At 61.8% G+C, this 21,439-nt stretch carries 19 protein-coding genes and 2 pseudogenes; 9 read left to right on the forward strand and 12 right to left on the reverse strand.

Annotation, left to right across the window (positions count from 1 at the left end):
- Window positions 1–149: 149 nt before the first annotated feature.
- The 3 genes and pseudogenes from IT882_RS05640 to IT882_RS05650 all read left to right on the forward strand — a co-directional run.
- Window positions 150–509 (forward strand): sulfate permease, encoded by a 360-nt coding sequence (locus IT882_RS05640; protein ID WP_195693517.1) that lies wholly within the window; start codon window positions 150–152, stop codon window positions 507–509.
- Between the two features lie 164 nt (window positions 510–673).
- A complete protein-coding gene (locus IT882_RS05645; RefSeq protein ID WP_195693518.1) occupies window positions 674–2,233 on the forward strand; it encodes a thymidylate synthase in 1,560 nt (519 codons plus the stop codon).
- Window positions 2,234–2,367: 134 nt separating this feature from the next.
- Window positions 2,368–3,170, forward strand: a pseudogene (locus tag IT882_RS05650) (nucleotide kinase domain-containing protein); the annotation flags it as partial.
- A 226-nt stretch (window positions 3,171–3,396) separates the two neighbouring features.
- Here IT882_RS05650 and IT882_RS05655 read toward each other — a convergent pair.
- Both IT882_RS05655 and IT882_RS05660 read right to left on the reverse strand, forming a co-directional pair.
- Window positions 3,397–4,026, reverse strand: coding sequence for a hypothetical protein (locus IT882_RS05655; protein ID WP_195693519.1), 630 nt, complete (start codon window positions 4,024–4,026; stop codon window positions 3,397–3,399).
- 14 nt (window positions 4,027–4,040) lie between these two features.
- Window positions 4,041–4,508, reverse strand: a complete 468-nt coding sequence (locus IT882_RS05660; RefSeq protein ID WP_195693520.1) for a TIR domain-containing protein — start codon at window positions 4,506–4,508, stop codon at window positions 4,041–4,043.
- 82 nt (window positions 4,509–4,590) lie between these two features.
- Here IT882_RS05660 and IT882_RS05665 point away from each other — a divergent pair, with 82 nt between their 5' ends.
- The 4 genes and pseudogenes from IT882_RS05665 to IT882_RS17275 all read left to right on the forward strand — a co-directional run bounded on the left by IT882_RS05665 (window position 4,591) and on the right by IT882_RS17275 (window position 7,705).
- The gene (locus IT882_RS05665; RefSeq protein ID WP_229382331.1) at window positions 4,591–5,811 is read left to right on the forward strand and encodes a toll/interleukin-1 receptor domain-containing protein; all 1,221 of its coding nucleotides are present in this window, start codon (window positions 4,591–4,593) and stop codon (window positions 5,809–5,811) included.
- Window positions 5,808–6,637 (forward strand): annotated as a pseudogene (locus tag IT882_RS17270) (hypothetical protein). Before IT882_RS05665 ends, IT882_RS17270 begins: the two are co-directional and overlap by 4 nt.
- Window positions 6,600–7,328 (forward strand): restriction endonuclease, encoded by a 729-nt coding sequence (locus tag IT882_RS05680; protein ID WP_418887771.1) that lies wholly within the window; start codon window positions 6,600–6,602, stop codon window positions 7,326–7,328. Before IT882_RS17270 ends, IT882_RS05680 begins: the two are co-directional and overlap by 38 nt.
- A gap of 212 nt (window positions 7,329–7,540) precedes the next feature.
- A complete protein-coding gene (locus IT882_RS17275; RefSeq protein ID WP_418887782.1) occupies window positions 7,541–7,705 on the forward strand; it encodes a hypothetical protein in 165 nt (54 codons plus the stop codon).
- Window positions 7,706–7,777: 72 nt separating this feature from the next.
- On the opposite strand, the gene IT882_RS05690 is transcribed toward IT882_RS17275, so the two are convergent.
- On the reverse strand, window positions 7,778–9,412 hold the full coding sequence (locus IT882_RS05690) for a DGQHR domain-containing protein (RefSeq protein WP_195693524.1): 1,635 nt from the start codon (window positions 9,410–9,412) through the stop codon (window positions 7,778–7,780).
- A 283-nt stretch (window positions 9,413–9,695) separates the two neighbouring features.
- On the opposite strand from IT882_RS05690, the gene IT882_RS05695 reads away from it, so the two are divergent.
- Complete coding sequence (locus IT882_RS05695; protein WP_195693525.1) at window positions 9,696–11,081, forward strand: DNA-methyltransferase; 1,386 nt, start codon at window positions 9,696–9,698, stop codon at window positions 11,079–11,081.
- A gap of 272 nt (window positions 11,082–11,353) precedes the next feature.
- On the opposite strand, the gene IT882_RS17280 is transcribed toward IT882_RS05695, so the two are convergent.
- From IT882_RS17280 to IT882_RS05720, 5 genes are all read right to left on the reverse strand, one after another.
- Window positions 11,354–11,608, reverse strand: coding sequence for a type IV pilin protein (locus IT882_RS17280; protein WP_195693526.1), 255 nt, complete (start codon window positions 11,606–11,608; stop codon window positions 11,354–11,356).
- A 50-nt stretch (window positions 11,609–11,658) separates the two neighbouring features.
- A complete protein-coding gene (locus tag IT882_RS05705) occupies window positions 11,659–12,198 on the reverse strand; it encodes a GIY-YIG nuclease family protein (RefSeq protein ID WP_195693527.1) in 540 nt (179 codons plus the stop codon).
- A complete protein-coding gene (locus tag IT882_RS05710; protein ID WP_195693528.1) occupies window positions 12,195–13,508 on the reverse strand; it encodes a hypothetical protein in 1,314 nt (437 codons plus the stop codon). The genes IT882_RS05705 and IT882_RS05710 overlap by 4 nt, the downstream gene beginning before the upstream one ends.
- 57 nt (window positions 13,509–13,565) lie before the next feature.
- Entirely contained in the window at window positions 13,566–14,342 is a 777-nt protein-coding gene (locus IT882_RS05715; RefSeq protein ID WP_195693529.1) for a DUF1883 domain-containing protein, read from the reverse strand.
- A gap of 89 nt (window positions 14,343–14,431) precedes the next feature.
- On the reverse strand, window positions 14,432–15,610 hold the full coding sequence (locus IT882_RS05720) for a hypothetical protein (RefSeq protein WP_195694130.1): 1,179 nt from the start codon (window positions 15,608–15,610) through the stop codon (window positions 14,432–14,434).
- A gap of 150 nt (window positions 15,611–15,760) precedes the next feature.
- Here IT882_RS05720 and IT882_RS05725 point away from each other — a divergent pair, with 150 nt between their 5' ends.
- The gene (locus tag IT882_RS05725) at window positions 15,761–16,921 is read left to right on the forward strand and encodes a DNA cytosine methyltransferase (protein ID WP_195693530.1); all 1,161 of its coding nucleotides are present in this window, start codon (window positions 15,761–15,763) and stop codon (window positions 16,919–16,921) included.
- Between the two features lie 130 nt (window positions 16,922–17,051).
- Here IT882_RS05725 and IT882_RS17285 read toward each other — a convergent pair whose 3' ends face one another.
- The 4 genes from IT882_RS17285 to IT882_RS05745 form a co-directional block, all read right to left on the reverse strand.
- On the reverse strand, window positions 17,052–17,261 hold the full coding sequence (locus IT882_RS17285; protein WP_195693531.1) for a KTSC domain-containing protein: 210 nt from the start codon (window positions 17,259–17,261) through the stop codon (window positions 17,052–17,054).
- Window positions 17,258–19,138: an ATP-binding protein gene (locus IT882_RS05735; RefSeq protein ID WP_195693532.1), complete on the reverse strand. Its 1,881-nt coding sequence runs from the start codon at window positions 19,136–19,138 to the stop codon at window positions 17,258–17,260. The genes IT882_RS17285 and IT882_RS05735 overlap by 4 nt, the downstream gene beginning before the upstream one ends.
- Window positions 19,131–20,264: an SIR2 family NAD-dependent protein deacylase gene (locus IT882_RS05740; RefSeq protein ID WP_229382333.1), complete on the reverse strand. Its 1,134-nt coding sequence runs from the start codon at window positions 20,262–20,264 to the stop codon at window positions 19,131–19,133. Before IT882_RS05740 ends, IT882_RS05735 begins: the two co-directional genes overlap by 8 nt.
- Before the next feature lie 528 nt (window positions 20,265–20,792).
- A complete protein-coding gene (locus IT882_RS05745; protein WP_195693533.1) occupies window positions 20,793–21,359 on the reverse strand; it encodes a LysM domain-containing protein in 567 nt (188 codons plus the stop codon).
- Window positions 21,360–21,439: the final 80 nt, after the last annotated feature.

Raw genomic sequence — 21,439 nt, forward strand, 5'->3', positions numbered from 1 at the left:
CCCTTCCCGATGTCAGAGCCGCGTCGTACAGTTGATGACGAGGCGGCCTCTATGTTGGCGCTGTCGCTCGCCGCGACGGTATGACCATCCCGCAACAGCGGGCGGTCCTTTCAGGTTCTTGTCGCCGAACCCCTGAGAGGACTATGCCCATGTTCCGGCTCATCTGGGCGGCGGGCGTCCGCGCCCACATCATCCTCAGTTACGCGCCCACCAACTTCCTGATCGCCGCGACCCGCACCCGCCGCGGCCTGTGCTGGGGCATCCCGGCCATGCTCCTCGCCGTGCCCTACTGGTTCGTCGCGAGCTGGTGCATCACCACTATTGACAGCGGCGGTCCGGGTTGGCTGAACCTGCTCGTTCTCCTCGCCATCTGGAACATGCTGAAGCTCATCGTCAATGGGCCGATCACCGTGCTGCTCCTGTTTTGCGCATGGACGTGCGACGTAGCCACCCGACGCCGAGCTCATCGGGTCAGCCAGACCGAGCGATATGACAAGGTCTGGCGCTAACGCGCTGGCACGACTGGGCCAGTCTTCGCATCCTGATGCAACCCATCGCCAAGGAACTGACGCGGCAGGACGACACGACTGGCGCTGGACTCGTACGATCGCCGGATTCCTCGCGCCGCGCGGGATACTCGATCTCAAGATCGAAGCCGCCCCGGGAGGGATGCATGCTCTATCGCAATGCTGCGCGGGCCTTCATCGCCGAGCTTGCCGAGATTCGTTCGAGTGGGCAACCGGTGACGGTTCGCGGACTGCCTACTCACGAGCGTCTCGCACGTACTGTGACTTTGGCGCAGCCAACGGAACGTTTCATCACAGTGCCGGGTCGTCGCAACGATGTGTTCGCGACCATCGCCGAGACGATGTGGGTGCTCGCTGGGCGCAATGACATGGAGTATCTGGCCCGCTATCTCGGCCGCGCGCTGCAGTTCTCGGACGACCAGGTGACATGGCGCGGTGGCTATGGGCCACGGTTGCGCGACTGGGGTGGAGTCGATCAAGTGGATGAGATCCGCAAGCTCCTCCGTTCGGACCCTGAGTCTCGCCGGGCGGTCGCTGTCCTGTTCGATCCGGCGCGCGACTTCGTGGACACGCTCGATGTGCCCTGCAACAACTGGCTGCACTTCCTCGTCAGGGATGGCAGCGTCTACCTCAACGTGACCGTGCGTTCCAACGACATCCTGTGGGGATTCTCTGGCATCAACACGTTCGAGTGGAGTGTGCTGCACGAGATGATGGCCTTCTGGCTCGGTGCGCGAGTTGGTCACGTGTCGTTCTTCATCTCATCCCTTCATCTCTACGACGAGCGGAATGAGCAAGCTGACCGTGCGCTCGAGGGTCTTGGTGGCGCCACCGGCTATGAGCAGGAGTGGGCGGGCGCCCAGTTCGGGACTCCGTGGGAGGACTTCGCGGATGTGCTCGATCGCTGGTTTGACCTCGAAGCTCGACTGGCTTCCGGGGAGGACTGTCACGTGGAGATCGCTGAGTTCTCCGACCCGTTACTGCGTCAGTTCCTTCAAGCGATCGCGATCAAGTGGGCGATCGCAGCGGGTGCCGACGATGCGCGGCAACGTGAACTCGTTGACGAGCTCGGCCACAGCGACATCGCCTTCGCGCTCCGAGAGCAACTGTTTCGAGACTCCGCCCAGCTATTGACCCCGGCCGTCTCCACGGTGGATTGGGCCGACCTGCGCGAGTCCGTCATCGATCTGCATCGGTCGAAGGATGCCGCCTACGGCAACTCGTGGAAGAGGCGCGGGGAGCTGATCAGCATCGCCGCCAACCTCGCTCGCAAGATCGATCGCATCGATCAGGTGGTAGGCGGTGCGGCGGCGGGTAGAGAGGCACTTCTGGACACTGTGGTCGATCTCCTCGTGTATGCAGTCAAGTATGAGACCTTCCTCGCGGACCAGTCGACCGACGTCGCCGAGAAGCTCTTCACGAATGGCGGTGAGCGGTTCAGCGACGGTCCGGATGGCTTCGAGGAACTCATGCGGGCGCGTCACGTCGTCGGCGAGGTCGGGACCGTTCACGCAGAAGCCGCAGAGGCCTCGACGGCGTTCGACGAGCTGGACGCCTTCCTTCAACTCCACCCGCAGGGCCAGTGGATGGAGAAGCTCGCACTGGCAGAGCGGCTGACGGCGACCGCATTAAGGCTCGTGCTTGCGGTCGCGCTGTCCGACCCGGATGGAGTCAACGCGCTACGCCGCGATGCAGGACGGTCATAACGGCGATTCCGGTGGGCTGCGACGCGTCCGGAAAGAGATGATGGAGCGAAAGCAGGGGACGACGGGTCAGACTCACTCGTCGCCGCGAGAGGCGGACGACCATAGGCAGCGCAAGACGGAGACAGGCACGGGTTATGCGAGCACCAACTCCCCGGGACGGGGTCTACGAGCTCTACTGGAAGTTCGCCGCTGAGCGGCAGCATGTGTTTGAAGCGCGCGTCGCTGGGGCCCCGGGGCCGTGGACGCAGGACCGGATTCTCCAGGAGTACAAGTTCTGCAACGTCTACCGGGCCGCTGACCGTGTCAGCCAGTACCTCATCCGCGACGTCGCCTATCGCGATGACGACTCAAGCCCTGCAGATCGTCTGTTCCAGATCGTCGCGTTCCGAAACTTCAGCAATGTCGGTACGTGGGAGACCGTTGTCGAGCTACTTGGGCGGTCGCCTCGGATCGCAGATCTGGAGACCGGTGTGTTCGAGGCGGCGCTCACCGAGGCGAAGGACCGCAACGGCGGCCTCTACACGGGGGCGTTCATCCTCTGCGCCACGGACGCTTACGGTCGCAAGACCAAGCATCTGAACCATGTGGAGCTGTTCCGGGACATGTTCGTGCGGTCGTGCCTTGCCGAGCGGATTCTTGAGGCTGAGTCGCTGGAAGAGGTCTACGACCTGCTCCACAATTTCCCCTTGATGGGGGATTTCATGTCTTACCAGATGGCGATTGACCTGAACTACTCAGAGCACGTGAACTTCTCTGAGAACGACTTCACGAAGCCTGGTCCGGGCGCGCTGCGCGGCATCAAGAAGGTGTTCTCTGACCTGGGCGGCCTCACACCGGAAGAGGTGATCATGTGGATGGTCGACAACCAGGGGCCGAGTTCGCCCGCCTGGAACTTGAGTTCAGCGGTCTCTGGGGTCGGCCGATCCAGGCGATCGACGCTCAGAATCTCTTCTGCGAGACGGATAAGTACTGCCGTGAAGCGGTTCCGGAGCTTGCCAGTGCGAGAAGCCGGATCAAGTCGCGCTACGTCTCCACGCCGGAGCCGATGACGCTCTTCTTCCCGCCCAAGTGGGGGATCAACGATCACCTTCCTCAAAACGAGGTGCTGGGCGATGAGCACGCGCGTGCGCGCGTCCTCGAGCCCATGTTCTAGGTGTGAGCGCTCATGCGGCTTGTGCTGCCGGTTGCCGGCGCCGTGGCCAGTCGTATGGGCGTCCCTGCACCCCCTGCTCGAGCGATCGCACCCACTCGATGATCGCAGCGACGTGCTCGTCCGTGAAGTTGCTGCGGTATGCAGGTGCCGAGTGCACGAGGTCGAAGCCGTAGTCGTTGCGCAGCGATTCGGGGATGACCGGGCCGTCTCCGCCGAAGTACACGAACTCGTCTCCGAGCATCACCCGCTCGCTCTTGGTGTCGCGCACCATGTGACGCGCCTCCGGAGAACCGTCGTCCTTGCTGTGGCGTGAGTTCTCCTGGATCCAATCACCGGCGGGATCGCGGTGGTAGATGTTGTCGCCGAAGTGCTGCATGCGGCTGCCCCGAAGGTTTGGCCGCTTCTCGGCGAAGCGTTCCTCGTCCCAGTACTCCTGGAAGCTCAGGATCTCTGAGACGCGCATCGCGTAGACGAGGTTGCCGGCTTTGCCGTTCGGTCGGGAGCCGGTGCCGACTATCCAGTCGTCGACCTGGGCGACCTTGCGGATGTCCTGCTTGCATGTGGCGAGAGAGCAGACCCCGTGAAAGGGGTTTGGCGCGAACCCGACGTCGTAGCGCACGATGTAGCTGAACACCTTCACGCTCGACCTCCCTGTCAGCAGGCAGCCCGCGGAATCGACTGCACGGGCGCGGGAGCACCACTGGGTTCTGTCCAGTTGTCCTTACCGTCAAGAGCGTCGATGATCGCCTGGGCATCCCAGTTGACGATCGCGTTCGCGTAGTCTTCGAGCGGCTCGGGCATGTCGTCGTGCGTGGTGCCTGGCGCCCAGACTCCTACGATCCGCTTGTCGGGGAACTTGCGGGCGTACTCGATCTCCCAGTCGACCCACTCATGGTTCTTCGTGTCGGGGGAGATAATGACTATGATCTTTCCCGCCCATCGGATCTGGTCCGCCAGGAGCGTCCTGATGTAGTCGGGGCTCTTCGCGTTGTTCGGGGTCTCGCTCGTGATCGACGAGTCCCGGATCTCGGCTCCGCTGCCGGCGAGCATCTTCTTGAGATCTCCGACCAGCGCGTCGTCCTCGTGACGGTGGCTGATGAAGATGTTGTGCTGGTCGCTCATCTCGGGCTCCTCCCTTCCAGGGATAGTCTACTTTTCACCACCGACATCGCCCCGATGAGGAGGCATTTCGAGAGGAGAGCGCGTGCCGATCCCGCCGATCCTCGACGTGTTCGTCGTCTGGCATCCCGACGACGCGATCGGCGCCGAGCGATTCGCGGAGCTCCATGAGCACTTCCATAGCCCGGCATTCTCGGGACTGGCCGGCGGTGCCGTCGAGGTGTATGCGCGCAGCGATCCCTGGGAGGACGGAGCGGCGCCACGACCCTTGGGCATTGCGACGCCGCTCGGCGAGGGACTCCCGACCGCACAGTTCAACGCGATCGTCCCGATCATCGACACGAACTTGCTCCGCGCAGCGGCCGAGCCGGGCAATCCATGGAACACGTACCTTCGCGAGATCGCCGCACTAAACCAGAGGGCTGGCGTAGGCGTCTACCCCGTGGTGGCGAACGGCTTGCAATGGGACACCAGCATCGTCAGTCATATCCTCGGCGGCATCCAGACTCTGCCCGCTCATGTGAACACGGATGCCGGCTTGTTCGGGCGCGAGCTGGCGCAGGCGATCGCCCAACAGATCCAGCAGGAGGCGAGCCTCCCCGCACGGCTGACGGTGTTCGTGAGCCACACGAAGCACCGTTCTTCAGAGGAAGCCTCGCGTTCCGGCCCCGCGATGTTCGAGCGTGTGCGCGACCACATCCAGCAGTCTCACCTGTCGGCCTTCTTCGACGCGCAAGACATCCAACCTGGCGGTGATTGGGAGAGGACGCTTGAGGACGCCGCTGGCAGCAGCGCGTTGCTGATGATCCGCACCGACGTCTATGCCGCGCGAGACTGGACGCAACGTGAGGTCCACGCCGCGAAGCACAGCGGCATGCCGGTCGTCTGCATGTACGCGCTCACTGCCGGTGAGGAGCGGGGCTCCTTCCTGATGGACCACGTCCCCTCGGTGGTCTGTGACCTCGCCGACCCTGATCCGGGTGTCGCCGTCGCCCTCAACAGGCTCGTCGACGAGACGCTCAAGAACACTCTTTGGCAAGCGCAGACGTCCTATCTCTCGGAGGACGGGTTCGATTGGCTTCCCGCGCAATCGCCTGAGCCGACCACACTCGCCCCCTGGCTCGCTTCACATCAAGAGACGCAGCCAGATGACAAGCACCTCTGGGTCATTCACCCCGATCCGCCGCTCGGGCACGCGGAACGAGAGGTGCTGCTGCAGTTGTGCGCGGTGGCAGGCTACGACGTCAACGTCGACATCTTGACGCCCCGAACGTTCGCTGCGCGCGGTGGAGCACTCAAGACATGAGCGAACCCACCCTCATCTCGCGAGACGCTCTCTCGGGCCAGAAAGTCGCCTTGTCAGTCTCTGAGAGCGCCGATCTCTCGCGTCTTGGTCTCACTGAGCAACACTGCCGACTGGTCGTCGCCGAAGTTGGCAGAGCGATCATGCTCGCGGGAGGAACCGTCGTATACGGCGGTCACCTCAATCCCGGTGGCTACACCGAGATCCTGATCGAAGAGGCCCAACGTTTCAGCAGTGGACGATCCGCGCTTGAGATCACGCTGGCCGAATCTGAGTACCGGAAGCTAACGGCAGACGAGCTGATGACGGCAGACAGGAATCTCGGTGACGTCGGCAGACTGACGTTGGTTTCCGAGTCGCGTAAGACGGTGCCGATCTCGCGTGCCCTGGACGGCTCTTGGAGTCACGCGCCGGGCAACGCATTGACCGCGATGCGCGAATATGTCGCGAGCGGAACAACGGCCCGTCTGATTGTTGGGGGCGCCTCGCGGGCTACGTCGGCGCGGAACCCGGCGTGGTCGAAGAAGCACGTCTGACCATTCAGTCCGGACGTCTGCTGCTCGTCGCCGGAGGGTACGGGGGCGCGGCAGCCGCAGTCGCGCAGCGTCTATATCCGCAGTTTTTCGATGGTTGGGCGCCCGGAGCGTACCCCGCTGACGGTGAGGACGCACAGGTCCTAGTCGCGCTGGACGCGCTGCATGACGCATACGCTAGTGCCGCTATTGGTCCTCACCTTGACGAAGAACTGTTGCGGCTTCTTACTATCAGCCACAGGCCAGCCGACATCGCGCGTGCGACCGTGCGCCTGCTCACGGAGGCGGCGAACTAGGTTGACGGGTTGGCGTGATTACCAAGAACAGGCAGCAGGACTGTTCCAAGAGCTCGGCTTCGACGTGCGCACCGATCTGCGAGTTATTGGGGCGCGTGGGAGCCATGACGTCGATGTCTACGCGAGTTTCGAGCGTGCTGGATTGGCCGTGAACTGGGTCATCGAGTGCAAGCACTGGAAGCGACCAGTCGACAAGTCCCACGTGTTGACTCTGAGATCGATCGTCGAGGACGTCGGTGCAGATCGTGGGGTCTTGCTGTCCGAGTCCGGGGCTCAAAGCGGCGCAGTTGCCGTGACTCACAAGAGCAACGTGCACGTCACATCGATCATGGATCTCAAGGCGATGGCGGCTGATGAGATCGTTCTTGAGCAGGTCCGAGCGCTACCAAAGAGAGTTGCCTCGGCCCACGCTCGATACTGGGCACTGCCCAAGCCACATCGCGAAGAATACGGGCTTCGTCCGGAGGGGCCAACGTACGGCTACAGCGGCGCCGTCGTTCTAGCGCAGATTAAGGACGTCCTCTTTAGCGTCCTCGCAGGACAGTACCCCCCGAGGGGTGACGTGTTGCCCGCCATCGATGTTCATGGCCCGGCCGAGGCGCTTTCGTGGGTATACCCTCGGCTGGACAATCTAGAGCAGAAGCTGGGAGCAGCCGAGAAGGGTCTTTCCACCTTTCGGGATAGCGGTTGATTGATGCCATTTCGCTGCGGGCCTGGTCCCCCGGGAGGTCCGGTGGCGATGGTGGCGCAGGTGAGCGGCTCAGCCACCGGTGCGTCCGCCACTCGGTCAGGCGGGAACGCAGCGCGCGTAGTCTCGCACCATGTGCGTGCCGTGTGCCTCCAGCTGCCACCCGGAAGACCGTGCAGGGCAATCGAAGCCGGGACACGCAGGCGGAGCTGGCGGTGCGCCGCCTGGTGCACGTAGTAAGGCACCGGTACCGGGTCAACGCGCGACCGGAGCGCGACCTGCGTCGAGCGGCGGACCTGCTGTTCACTCGCGCCCGGGTCGTGGTGCTCATCGACGGTTGCTACTGGCACGGATACCTGAGCGCTTCAAGATGTCATTGACGAACCGCGACTACTGGGAGGGCGAGATCGCCCAGAACCGGCTCCGCGACATCGAGACCATGGCGTCGGGAACTACTTCGAGGCGACCCAGCGTCCATCCTCTTCAACGAGGTTGAACATATCTCTTAGGATCTCCTGCGAAAAACGTGCGTACTGGCTTGAGGCGTAGGGGAAGGTACCTGTTGAAAAATCGACATGCCATGCCTTCACCAGAGACGCATACTCCTCAAAAGTCAGGACTCCTAGGGCGGGCAGTGAACGGCGAAGCGCGATGATCATTGCGTTGATGACGGTTGTGGAGGTGATCTTGTTTTGAGGATCATTCCATTCGCTGGAATGATGAGCTTTCAGCGCATTGAAGTACAGATTAAGTGTCGCCGTGCAGTAATTCACATACTCGGTCAGCAACTCGCTGTTGCTCTTGGTTCTGAGGCTTGTGCGCGCGGGGTCCCCCTTTACCCACTCCGCAAATAGTCCGGACTTTGCCTGAATATCGACTAGGTAGCGAAGGGCGAACTTGACGATCGATGCAATCTTGATGGGCGCCTGGTCCATCTGGGACAGCTGGAACATGTTGCGGAAAGCCGACTGCTTGTTCAAGAGTTCGAGTACTCGGCGCGCGACTGCGACATCCGCATAAGGGGCTCGCAGCGATTGGATCGCTAGGAGCACATCAGCGGGTACGGGTTTGGTATTCGAATTAATGTCGAGGAATATCTCGCCTTGTAGTTTGAGACGTTCGAGCTCGTCCATGCCCGGAGGAAAGATGAGGCCCGTTGCCAAGAGGTGTACCTTGCCACGAATCGCGGCAACCTTCGGCTCCAGCTCGTCGTTGCCCTCGTAGTGGGCGAAGACTCGGTGCTGCCCGTCGATGATGCACAATGAATTGAACTCGTCAGGGATGGTCATCCGATAGGCCGAGTAGTCCTGAATGTCGTCGAGCTCTATCGGAGACTTGTCGGAGGTCTGGAAGGTGACGTCGGGCGGGAGTCCAACAATGATGTTGTTCAAGAAGGCAGAGCCGTCGCTGGCTACATACTGTCGGATTTTCCTTATGCGATTAGCGTCGATCAAGCGCTGATAAAGATCTGTCGAATATCCCCAGTTGTCTTTTCGAAGCACGTATGAGTTGCGGAGCAGTACATCCGCTGAGATCATGAACGAGACAAGTCGGACTCCGTTGCTGAATCCGGTGCTGTCATCCGGTGAGATGATTGTTGTATCGATCGACTTGACATCGTTTGTTGCATTTGCTGCGCCAATATCGCTCGAAGTCAGTTCGAGGAATCGCCACAGGTCCGTCTTTGCGGAGCGTCGGATTGTCTTGGCGAGTTTGTCGAAGTAGTTGAGTGCTCGCACCGAAACGATTTTCATGGGCGCAAGGAGCGCCAGGTCGTCGTCATCGAGATCCATCTCGGTGCGTGAGATGTAGAGATAGAACAGCTGAAATCTCTTGGGGGAGTAGGCCTTGATTGCATCTTCGTGCTCTGGAAACGTGTAGCGGAGCCACTCGATGAACTCGACCTTTGAGCTCTGAATCTGTTCGGCCAGGAGCTTCTTGTTTTTAGCGTGATCGAAAGGTTTCTTGCTGGTGGTATCTTCGACAACCAGCAGAACGTTCTCGTACACGAAGACTGCGTCCAGTTCGCCCGTCTTGTTACCAAACTTGGCTTCTTTGCCTTCGGCGGGCACATGGGTGAAGCCCATGTTTGTGAACATCGTCCTAATCAACCGAGCGAAGCGGCGTTGTTCGAGGATGGCAGGGTCTACCGGCTTACGAGTAGCCTTCTTCCGAGTCCTCGTCCTGGGTTTCGGGCTCGCCACCTTCGGTTTCCCCTCGTTCGGGCCGGCGACTTCACCAGCACCGGGCTGCCAGGATAGCGTGAGCGCCGTGTCGCGCCGGCTCGGCGCGCGGTAGCGTTCGTCGTCGGCGCCTGCCGTTAGAGTGGGCTGTGGCCCGGAGACTGTTCGGCGGAGGAGAACGATACGAGTGACTGACGCTGTCGCCGCGTCACAGCCGGCCGGCTTGGACGCATCGGATCCGGCCTTCTGGACGGTGCACCAGGGAGACGCCAGAGACTTGGGTGCGTTGATGGAGCGTGCTGCTCGCGCCGCGGGCCGTGAAGGTCAACCGTTCCTGCAGACGACGATCACGTCGCCGCCCTACGCCACACTCGTGGACTATGGCAGCGAAAATCAGATTGGATTCGGGCAGTCCTATGAGGACTATCTCGAATCGTGCAAGTCAATCTTTCGAAGTGTTCACCAGTGGACGCTTAATACCGGCTCTATGTGGGTCGTTGCCGATAGTTTGTTTGATAGGCGTAAGAACGGATCCCCTTCTCGCCTTGTGCCCTTGCCGTTCGAGCTTGCGGCACAGGCGGAGTCCGTCGGCTGGACTCTTCGAGAAGTTGTGATCTGGCGGAAAGATAGAACCCGTCCATGGTCTCACCGCGGAAAACTCCGAAATGGGTTCGAGTACGTCCTGTTTTTCGTGAAGTCGAATAGCTTCACGTTCAACGTTGACCGCCTCCGGGACACCGGGAACCTCAAGTCATGGTGGGTAAAGTATCCCGAGCGGCACAACCCGTGGGGTATGTCACCGGACAACGTTTGGGAGATACCGATCCCGGTGCAGGGAAGTTGGGACAACGCTGCATTCCGCCACGCGTGCCCGTTTCCCCCTGAGCTCGTTCGACGTATGGTCGTGCTCTCGTCAGATGAAGGTGACGTCGTCTTCGATCCTTTCGCCGGTAGCGGTGCCGTTGTGGCAGGTGCTATTCAAGAGGGGCGGCGTGGCCTCGGTATTGAACTGAATCCGGAGTACGTCTCGCTGTTCCGCGGAGGTGCCCCGGCAGTTCCCAGGGAAAAGTTGGAGTCAAAGCCAGTGAGCGTCATGACTCAACGGCTGCTTGAACTGCGAATGCTCAAGTATCCAAAGGAGCTTGCAAAGCAGTTGCTTCGGGGAGGCTTCACGACTTCGCAGGTGTGCGCCGTGCTTATGGAAGTCGAGTCCGTGAACTACAAACCCGCTCGCACGGGTTACGGAACGATCGATTGCTCGGTTGTGGTTGCCGACGAGCTTTCCGAGATTGAAAGTGCTCGACTTTCGAAGCTTTTGCTGGACGTGGTCGGAAAGGCTCCCTTGTCCAAGTACGGGCTTGAGGTCCAGTGCAACGTGGTGTCGATTGTCGAGGCTGGCACGAAGTTCGAGGATACTGAGGTCTCCATCTACACGAGAGGTCGAACCTGGCAGGCCGACAGAACGCTCGCCGGCGCGAACCTAGAAGATTGGATCCGAGATGTGGGGACACCCACAGTTGTTCCGATCGTCTCACCGCTGCACGTTCAGCAGTCGCTCGAAGAGTCTCTCTGAGCCATGGTTGAAGTGGACCAATCGGGTGACCAACGGCCTGCAAACTGTGCAAACGTGATGCGCGGAGCACACTCCTGAAACACAAAATCCCTGGTCAAGTGGGCTATGGGCCATACCCGTACCACCTGGGGGTCAAGGGGTCGCAGGTTCAAATCCTGTCATCCCGACCGGAATGCGTAAGGCCCGGCTCGAATGAGCCGGGCCTTACGCATTCCCGCGAGTGATGCAGGTGAGCCGCCGCCGTGGGGCGCATCCCGACAGGAACGACCGGATTATTCAGGCGGGGCGCATCCCAAAGCTCGCGTCTTCCCTGAAGACTGAAGCTGATGCGTATCTGATGCTCGAAGACCTCCGTTGGGGCGGCGCGCGACAGAGATGATCGCCGCGAGAATCGCGATGACGACAATCACGATGAGCAGCTCGACGATTGTGAATCCGTGGCGCTTCGACGTCAATTCCAACTCGCCGTAGAGTTGGTCGATAGCGCAAAACTGCTGCGTGATGCCTTTCGCGCCATATCTGCGCATGACTATGAACCATGAGCGCGATGCTGACAAGACGGTCGCTGGATTAGAAATTACAACGCGGGAGTGGACAACCCGGCTGCGGTGGTGCGGCGCTCGATACGGAGCGCGTCGAGTTCAGCCAGCGCCAAGGGGTTGCCGTCCAGGTTGAGCAGCGGCGTGTGCTTGAGGATGAGCGCCTTCTCCGCCTCGCGGACATCCGGCTCGGGGAACACCGCCCAGCTCACCTCGAGATTCTCGTCGATCCAGGCCACTATGCGCGCCCGATCCTCGGCCACGAAGCTGAAGTTGTACTGGTTCGCTTTGCCGACGAGCGATCCTGCCACCGGCCGGTAACCAAGCACGGCTCCGATGCTGCGGAAGAAGGTGCCATGGCCGCGGCCGCGTAGCTCGTTGCGGAGCATGCGTTTTAACAGCGAGGTCGCCTTCCCTATGTAAATGAGTCGAGAGCGACGTGACGCCAGGTGTGTCGGGAACGGCTCGGGTAGCGACGAGCCCACCCGAAGGCGGATTGCGTAGACGCCGAAGTCGTTCGGGACGATGGCATCAATCTCACCCGCCGGCCGGAACGAGCCATCCTCGAGCAGGTTCATGATGCGTCGGCGTCCGACGGCTCTTCCCTGTCGCGCCGACGCATCTTGGAAGCGATGGTGCTCGACACCTTCCCGGCCATGTCCTTCGCATTGTGAGCGACGTCGACGCTGAAGGACGCGACCACTTTTGCTCCGCGTGCTCCGAGTCGCCCGGCCGTCTGAACTCCTGCGGCGCCGGCTTCGACCGTAGCGTCTCGCGCCTCGATAGCCGCGATCTTCCAGCGCTTCTTCTCCAGGGTGACGCGGGTGTCGGAGATGCCGAGCGTCTCGTGGAAGACCAGCACGGCGGCGCCCACCTCATTGCTCGAGCGCACCACTTCGCCCGGCTTGAGGGGATGGAAAAGCACCTTAGTGTTCGCAGTCACCGCGGCGGCATCCATACGAGCGAGCAGCCGCTCCGTGCTTTTCGCGATGAGATCCCGGCGCTTGGCGCGGCCCGCCTGAATAGCCTCGCGGTGCCGGTCCAGATCATTTGGCGTGGAGTCGAGCACACGGTCGAGCTCGAGCACTGCCAGGCCGTCCTGGAGCTGGAAGCAACGTGCCAGAACGGCCAGCCACTCCTCGACCTCACGCTCGGCGTCCTTCGCGACCTCGGCGATATCCCCGACGCGAGACTTCTTCTCCAGCTTCTCGGCCAGAGCATCGAGACGGCGGAGGGCGTAGGACTGCGTCTCCGCGATGGTCTGCGCAGCACCGTGCAGGCTCGACCAAGTCACCTCAGAGACGCGGCCGACATGCTCGCGCTTCAGCATGGCGTCGTCGATGACGAGCCCGACCCCAATCATGCGGGCGAGCGCATTGTCCTTCTGTGCCCGCAGGATGTCGTCGACCTTCTCGTCGATCACGGCGAGGTAGTCCGTGATCTCCTGCATGGTCTGTTGCATGGCGAGCTGCGCCATGATGCCCGCCGCACCAGCCAGCATCGCCGGGTTAGTGAGCATTGAGCCGACGGTGCCGGGCTTCACGAACTCGAGGATGTTCGTGATCTTGCCTTTGCTCGTGGTCACGATGGCACGGCTGACACTGTCCGACGAGCCCTTCATGGCGTTGCCAAGCTTGAGCGCCTTGGCCGATTCCTCGGTGAGTTTCACCCAGCGACCGGCGCTAGCAGCGACCTCAGAGCCGCCCTTCGCTGCAGCCGAGCCGACGTTGAGCGCACCGCCGAAGGCGTGCGCTAGGTTTAGGTCGCGCGAGGCGACGCCCGCGGCGGACAGGAAGCGTTCGACCGCCAGGGGGTCACCGATCACCGCAAGGCCGTCCCCATCACTGACCAGCTCGATCTCGGAGCGCGGCTCGTCCTCGTTCGACATCTACGCCCCGTTCGCCGTGCTGATCTGCTGATTCGAGGCTACCGGGCGCGAGTTTGCTCAGGTGGCGTCCACGTCGCGTACTACCTGGACGATCTCATCCGCGATCTCTGCGATGGTGCTGGTGGCCGTAGTGCGGGCAATTTTGTCGGCCAGCGATGGCGACTGTGACTCAATCTCATCCTTGGAGATCTCGTGCCATATTGGAAGCATCCGCTGCTTGCCTGCGATTGACATACCGACGATGCCGTCCAGCTCGTACTGTGGCCAGCCCTTCGCGAAGAACGACTTCGAGAAGACCACGACGCCGAACGAAGAGTGCGCTAGGCCGTAGTCGATCTTTCGGCGCAGGCTGTCCCCGATGCTTAGTTCCCCCTTATCCAGCCATACCTTGAGGCCACGTTCGGTGAGCGCCTTATAGAGGGGGAGGGCGACGGAGGCCTTGTCCTCGCCTGCATGCGAGATGAAGACGTCCCAAGTTTGGCCGCTTTCATCTGGAGTGAGACGAACGGGCGGCTCAGTCCGGATGCCTGCCAACGATCCGTCCGCCGAGCGTAGCGGCCGAAGAGCCCCTGGCTCGACGTTGACGCTGGCACGGACACTGCTTGCGCGCAGGCCGGCAAGGTCGATGGTGACGTACCAGTGACGCGTCGACGGAACGACGATCCGTGACGGTGAGACCTTCGCAAGTCCGCCGTAAAAGCGGTGGCGGCGACCCTGTCGATAGCTATTGAAGTTAGCCGAGTCCATGAGGCGGACGTTCGCCCCGGTGCTGAGCGTCACGACAACCATGGAGCCCTTCTCGACGTTGCCAAGGTCGTACTTCAGGAAATTCACGCGGGCGCTCCGTTCGGGTCGATGTCGCTCACTGCATATCGCGATTACAGCAGCGACCTCCGACATGCCCTCCTTTGCGCTCGACGAGGTCACTCGGCGAGCGCAGACAGACTCTCCTCCCATTCGTCGGTAATCGTCTGGATAGGCGCGAGCCGGTCGGGAAAGTCCTTATGCCGCGCCATTCGTGAGGTGTGCCCGTAACGGAAATCCCACCGTCCAGTCGGTGAGAACAGGCATGCCGCGACGACATCGAAGTCGTCGACGGGGTAGAAGCGCGACGCAGGATCGCCCTTGGAGGCGCGCGTCTTCTGTACCTCGACCTTGAAGCTCCCGCTAGCGGACGTCTTTGGGCTCGCGTTTTTGCACTCGACCCGCACCAGCCTTCCGTCCGTGAGGGTGACGTTGAAGTCGTGCATCGCGTCCACGTCGAGCCGCTCGACCGCGGCGACGTCGGGCGATGATTCGAGCAGGTGCTCCAGGTGGTACTCGGCGACCCCGCCGCGGACGGCGACGGAGAGCCGGTTGCGGCCACCGATGATGTCGAGGATCTGCTCGCTGGTGAGCGCGAACTGCTCTTCCAGCACGTGCCGCCGCGGCAGCTCGTCGACCGCCGACTTGCCCGCGAGGGCGACGGCAGCCGAGTATCGCAGCGGTGGGTCCAGGCGCAGGGAGGTGGCTCGTCGTTCGAGACGCGCGTAGTCGATGAGGCGGTCGGGCGTGAACGCAACGAGTGTCTCCAGGCTGGTGGGGGAGCGGGGCTCGGTGCGTTTCGTTCCTGGCCGGTTGATCTTCTCCCACACGTGCCAGCTCGACGCTTTGGCCCGCTGGATCGCTGCGTCCTTGGCGTAGAAGGAGATGCCCATCGGCAGAGGGTCCCAGAGGTTGGCGTCCAGGCCGAGGATGACGCCGTCGGCGAGATCGACCCCGAGAATCATGGTTACGTCCACGCCGGTGACATCGCGTCCGACGGGGTGCTCTCGCTTCCAGGACTGCTCAGCGCCATATCGGAGCTGGCCGCGGACCTCGTCGTCGGGGCGGTTCTTGATCGAGTTCCGGGTGACGCGGAAGGGATAGACGAGCATACCGATCCGCTCGTCGGAGCCAAGCTGTACGCCAAGGTAGATCGGTGCGCGGTGAGGATCGCTCGCGTAGAGCACACGGCCGCCGGATGCACGCACCGCGTCGAGGAGGAACGCGCGCAGGTCGCTGCGTCCCTGGACGCGGTATACCTCGCCGAAGGCGCGTCCTGCGAGCGGCTCTTCCTCCACAGGACCCTTCCGGATTGGGTTATCCACCGACGTCCTTGGTCAGGTTGGGCATGTCGGTAGCTGTCGGCAGACTCGTCTCGACGATACTGATCAGACACGCACTGCCCGCAGAGGCCGGGCCGTGCGTGCACGTATAGGAAGAGGTGGCAGATGGGCGAGCAGCTCCCGGTGGTGAGCCTGTTCTCCGGAGCGGGCGGACTCGACCTCGCCGTAGAGCGTGCCGACGCCGAGCCCCTTGCCTCTAGCGACCGGGGCAGCGGCCTCCTTCGCGTGTCGGTCGCCACGGACTACAACGAGCCCGCGTTGCAGACGTTGAAGGCGAACTTCGACGGCGCCGCGACCCTCACCGGTGATATCCGACAGGTCCCCACCGAGCAGATCCTCGCCACCGCAGGGCTGCGGGCCAAGGAGCCTGTGCTCGTCGTCGGCGGGCCGCCGTGCACCCCGTTCAGCAAGTCCGGATTCTGGCTGGAGCAGAAGCGGGAGAGCCGCGACCCGAACGCTTCGCTGCTGGACGAGTACGTCCGTGTCGTCCGTGAGTCACGCCCTGAGGCGTTCATCTTGGAGAACGTGCAGGGCCTGACGTACAAGACCCACAAAGCCCAATTCGACCGACTCCTCAAGGGACTCGGCGAACTCGGCTACAACCCGCAGTGGAAGGTGCTGCTCGCCGCGGACTACGGAGTCCCGCAGCTGCGCCGCCGCGTGTTCGTCGTCGGCAGACGCGACGGTGAGAAGTTCGAGTTCCCCGGGCCCACCCACTCAGGATGGAGCGAGCACAGCCGCACCGTCGACGCCAGCAAGATCCCTCACGTCACTGCGTCTCAGGCGTTCGTCGGGCTGCCCAGGCTGGTCCGCGCTGCTGAGGACGAGATCGTCGAGGGCAATTACGGACAGCTCGCGGCGGAGATCCCGCCGGGACAGAACTACCTCTGGCACACCGAACGCTACGGCGGCCGCAACCACTTCGAGTGGCGCAGTCGCTACTGGACCTTCCTGCTCCGGCTCGACCCCAACCGGCCCTCCACCACCCTCCAGGCACAGCCCGGCCCGTGGGTTGGCCCGTTCCACTGGGAGAACGTCCGCACCGCCTCCGGAGACGAACGCGCAAGACGCCTCCGCGTCAACGAGATGCTGCGCCTCATGTCCTTCCCCGACGAATTCAAGATCGAAGGTACCCGCGCGGACGTGCAGCGTCAGCTCGGGAATGCTGTCCCGCTTGAGCTTGGCAAGGCTGTGGTCCGAGCGTTGATGGATCAGCTCGGTTATCTCGATCGCCAGCAAGCTGTCCGCGAGGTCGTTTCCGCCTGAGTGCAGGTTGGTCGCTCAACTGCGGGTTCCGTGACTGTGCGGTCTGCCCAGCTTCGACCTCCCGCTACCAGGGGCCGATCGTCTGCATCAGCTTTGGCGTTGCGTGTCGCACCGTCCTCCCGTAGAGCAGCTACAAGCGCGTATACCTATATGCAGTTCGGATGTTCGCGGAGAAATAGGTTCCGACGCTGTCTGAACGCATGAGTTCGATATGCTCCGAACTTGGCACATCGAAGTACTGGTAGATGTTGCCGTTCTTGAACTCGACCTCCAGCGTCTGGCTGCTTTCGTCGTAGCCGACGGAGGACAAGTTCGAACTCGTTACTGGCTCCCGATTCATGGTGTTGCCTCATCTTGATTAGTGGGATCGTTAGCGATCACGCGACGACTGTTTGGTGTTAGGCGGCGCCATGCCCACGCGACATCGTCATAGTCTTGCGGGACCCGAGGAACATCCCATCCACCGGGATAGTCGCGGCCGATTACCTCTGGATCTGCGCTGTCGGGCCGCCTGGCCTCGGGCACATCGATAACAACCCGGGTTGGAAGTTTGACGATGTCGCCGATAATCAAGGCTTCACCCGTGCGTAGCACGGGCACGGCGTCAAATAGGCCCGACAGGTTGTCGGGCAACGTCGACCGTACAAGACCGCGATCTGACGTGTTGCTCAGCCGTAGCACGATGAAAGAGCCCAGCTGGGAGAGCACGGTCGGCCTAATCTCGCTAGGTCTCTGACTGATGATGAGCGCACCGACCCCGAACTTACGGCCTTCCTTCACGATCCTCTCGACTATTTCACCTGCCGTATCGTTGCTGTCGTTCAGGTAACGATGGGCTTCCTCCAGTACGACAAGAAGCGGCCGTTCACGCGCACCCTCTGAGAGTTTTCGTGCCCACACCAGTGATTCGTAGAGAAGGCGAAGAAGTACACTAACGACGCGCTGTAACACCTGATTTGGGACTCCGGAAAGATCGGCGATCACAATCGGTCTGTCCGCGCCGAGCCAAACCTTGAGGAACTCGCCAAGGTCTTCCTGGGCTTCGCCTGCCAGAGAAACATCCCAAGGCCCGGGACGGAACAAGAAGTCGTATCTCGGATCACGCAGCTTGGCTCCTAGCGCATCGGTCTGTCGCCGTAGGTTGATGCTTGAAGCACTGAGATAGATGCGGTCTTTTCCACCCGCTGTGGCCGGTCTATAAGTCGGTGGCGTAACAGTCTCGATATCGCCGCGTAGCTCACGGCCGGTCGCATCCAATGCATACGCTCGCGTGTCGTCTGTCTGCGCGCTGGGCGCGGCGGTATGAGTCGAGAAGTGCATCTCATGCAGCGACATCCAGAGCTTCCTTATGCTGAACGGAAGGGGAGTGTCGGCAGTGACTGCGTTGACGTTCAATCCGAGCTCGGGGTGACGGTCAGCGTATGCGCGTTTGGCGTCGGTGACGGACGACTGGACGATCGTGGCGGAGTTGTCGTCGACTGGGCCGAGCGCAAGGAAGATGAAGTCCTCGAACGGAAGAGCCCAGTACGGCAGATACAACTGGTGGGCTGTTCTTGACCCCGGCGCGCTCTCGGTCGCATCAACCTGAAGACTCATCGCTAAGTCCCCGAAAGCATGGCTGTACTCGCCGTGAACGTCAACGAGAAGAACCCTTGACGACGGAAATCGACTTGGCGAAGCGAGGGCACTGAGGATCGCGGACACCGTTGTGGATTTCCCACTTCCGGTGCTCCCGACCACAGCGGCATGACGAGTTACGAGTCTGGTCACGTCGATCATCGCCGGAAGGTGAGGTGCGTTAGCAACATGACCGATCCGAACCGACTTACTGCGGTCCTTCACCTCATAGATGCGATTCAAGTCATTTGTGGTGACTAGAAGGACCCGGTCTCCGATAGATGGATATCTGGCGACGCCTCGATCGAAGGTGCCATCGCGATGCGCTTCCCCCAACAGTTCTAGACGCATCCATGGCCGTCCGGGAACGGTGCCTTCGACAGGCTCATCTAGCTGGGCGGACGAGCCCACTTGTACGACGACAGCGAAGAGATCGACTAGGCCTAGCGGGATGCGGACGTATGCACCCACCTGCCCGACGAAGTAGGCGTGTCCACGAGAGAATGTCAATCCGGGTGCCGCTTCGGGGCGAACAGCCGCGGTGATCGTGTCGCCCTGAACGTTAGTCACATCGCCGATATGGGTGGGATCGTTACTCATCGGTAGTGTCCTTATGCGGGAGATCACCGGTGAGGTTGCGGAGAAGATTGCCAAGCTCAGCGAAGTCTCCGAGCGTGCATTTCGTCGGCGTTGTTGAGCCATCCGGCTCGGATTCAGCCGGTGCCCAGGGACTCGAAACGGTTCCCACAACAGCAGCATCCTCGGCCAGGAGGAGCAGGTTCGGCAGGTTCTTCGCTAGCGATACAGCCTCGTCGTAGCCGTCCAGTGATCCGAAGAGCAGACCTTGCACGCTGGCGGTCGGGTTCGCCCTCAATGATTGATCGATGACTTCGTTGATGTGCTGATCGCGAAAGGAGAAACCGGTCGTGATGAGGATAGCTCCAGGTCGACGCATGAAGGCCTTGAGTCGGTCCATCATCGCAAGATAAGGAAGACGGCGGCTTTGGTCGTACTTTAGGTGGCTGGGATATACAAGAGCGGATGAAGCATCATCTGCATCGGCAGGACGTCGGACCACTTCTCCGTCCGAATTCTGCGACCAGTTGATTGAGCCGTGAAGCTTCCACAGGAGAGTCCACCGGCTCGGCAGCTGATCCTCTTCAATCGCTTGCAGATCGAAACTTGGCTCGCGTGATCCCATGAAGCCATCGAAATAGGCGACGCGTTGGCGTTCCAGCGCCTGCTCAAGTAGGAGATCGTAGTTGGTGGTGAACAGCTGAGCCGGAACTAGTCGTCGTACAGCACCAATCCACAGCGCGAGAGCCAAGTATGGACTGTCGCCGGCCGGTAAAGGCTGGTCTACATGCATCCGAACTACTTTGCAGATTTCAGCATCGAGTTTGGAGAGAACATCGACACTGACTCCGCGGATATCGCTGGAGCCGGGAAGTGACGCGAGCGAGCGAACGTAGTTCAGAAGGGCTTCGAGGTTGCCCGCGTCCTTGGGATCCAAGTGGCTGATAAGAGTGTCTATGGCGGTGGCGTAGGCCGGATCGATGTCCGTGCGGATTCTGGCCGTCAGTTCCTCAAGCCCAGGAATGAGCGGAACCCCATTCGGTCGGATCGACATCGGTGCGCCTGCTCCGATCAGAAACCCGAGCGGCTTCTTCTCCTGTTCCAGGGCGGCCCTGATGTAGTCCACCTGCTGTCGCATCTCATGAACCACGGCGCCCCCGTCTCGTCAGTCAAAACCTATCTGGAGTTCTCCAGCATGCTGTCGAGGCTCGCTTGTCGCTGCGTGGCTGCCGTCAGCGTCTCGGGGTAAGGGCTCTGATCCCGGCACCTGGTCGCCTTCCTCACCGAAGGCGCTCCCGATGTCGGAGACCAACCGTATTCTCAGTTCGGGCGCCGAAGCTTGGAGGAAGACATGACATCCGACGCGTATTCGTTACCTGTCGCGATTTCGCGGCTCATCTGTCCCCGAGTTGAGCGTCGATCTGGGTTCAGCGAATCTGAGTGAGATTCTGGAAGTGGTCGGCGCGGCGATCGACCCAGGTCCGGAGCAGAATGGCGGTTGCTGGAGGCTTCGCATCGGTCCACGGGTGATTCCGCTCGGTCGCGGCTAGACCGGAGTGCACAAGGCCCGGCTCGAGTCGAGCGGTCTCTTCGTCGTTCCCGCGAGTGATTCGGGCGCGCGCAGGCGGGCGTCTGCTCCGCGTCTCACGACAGGGGGCATGAAGTGCCCGAGCCGCTCTCACGGGTTCGGGGCGGCGTATCCGTCGTCGGGCGACCACGTCACAGTCGGGTCTGGGCGGAGCACCAGGATGTCGCCGGGCTGGATCGTCTTCCCGGGAGGCATCCGGTGGTTATGGATCCCGACGGTGATGTAGTCGATGCAGAAGCGCTCGCCGATGGCGGCTAGTGCGTCGCCGGGCTGCACCGTGTAGGTCTCGATCCGCCCGTGTTCGTCGTAGCCCACCGGGCCGGCTGCGTACTCTGACGCTCCCATGTCGGTCAGCTCGCCGAGGAGCTTCCCCGGCCCTTCTCGGTCGATGGCGACCATCGCGTTGGTTGCGCAGTCTCCGGGGCCGATCGCAGAGAACGTGTGGCCATCGATCGTCTGGGTATCTGGTCCACTGGGCGGTGAGGGCGTCGTCGAATCAGGGAGCGGAGCGGCGCCCGAGGATGCCGCATCCGTCTCATCCGGGGATGCCGTGCGAAGTTCCGACGACGCTGAGCACCCCGTCATGCTGGTGACGCCGAGAGCGACACCAGCAATACCGGCCATAGCCCCGAGTGCGATTCTTGTGACGCGGCTCATGCGTTTCAGCCTACGCACACGTCGCCTCCCAGCCACGGAAGAAGCGTCGGCGCTTGTGAGGGTCCTCGTCAGCGCCGACG

This window comes from Microbacterium schleiferi, from assembly GCF_015565955.1.
In the GTDB taxonomy this organism is placed as follows: domain Bacteria; phylum Actinomycetota; class Actinomycetes; order Actinomycetales; family Microbacteriaceae; genus Microbacterium; species Microbacterium schleiferi_A.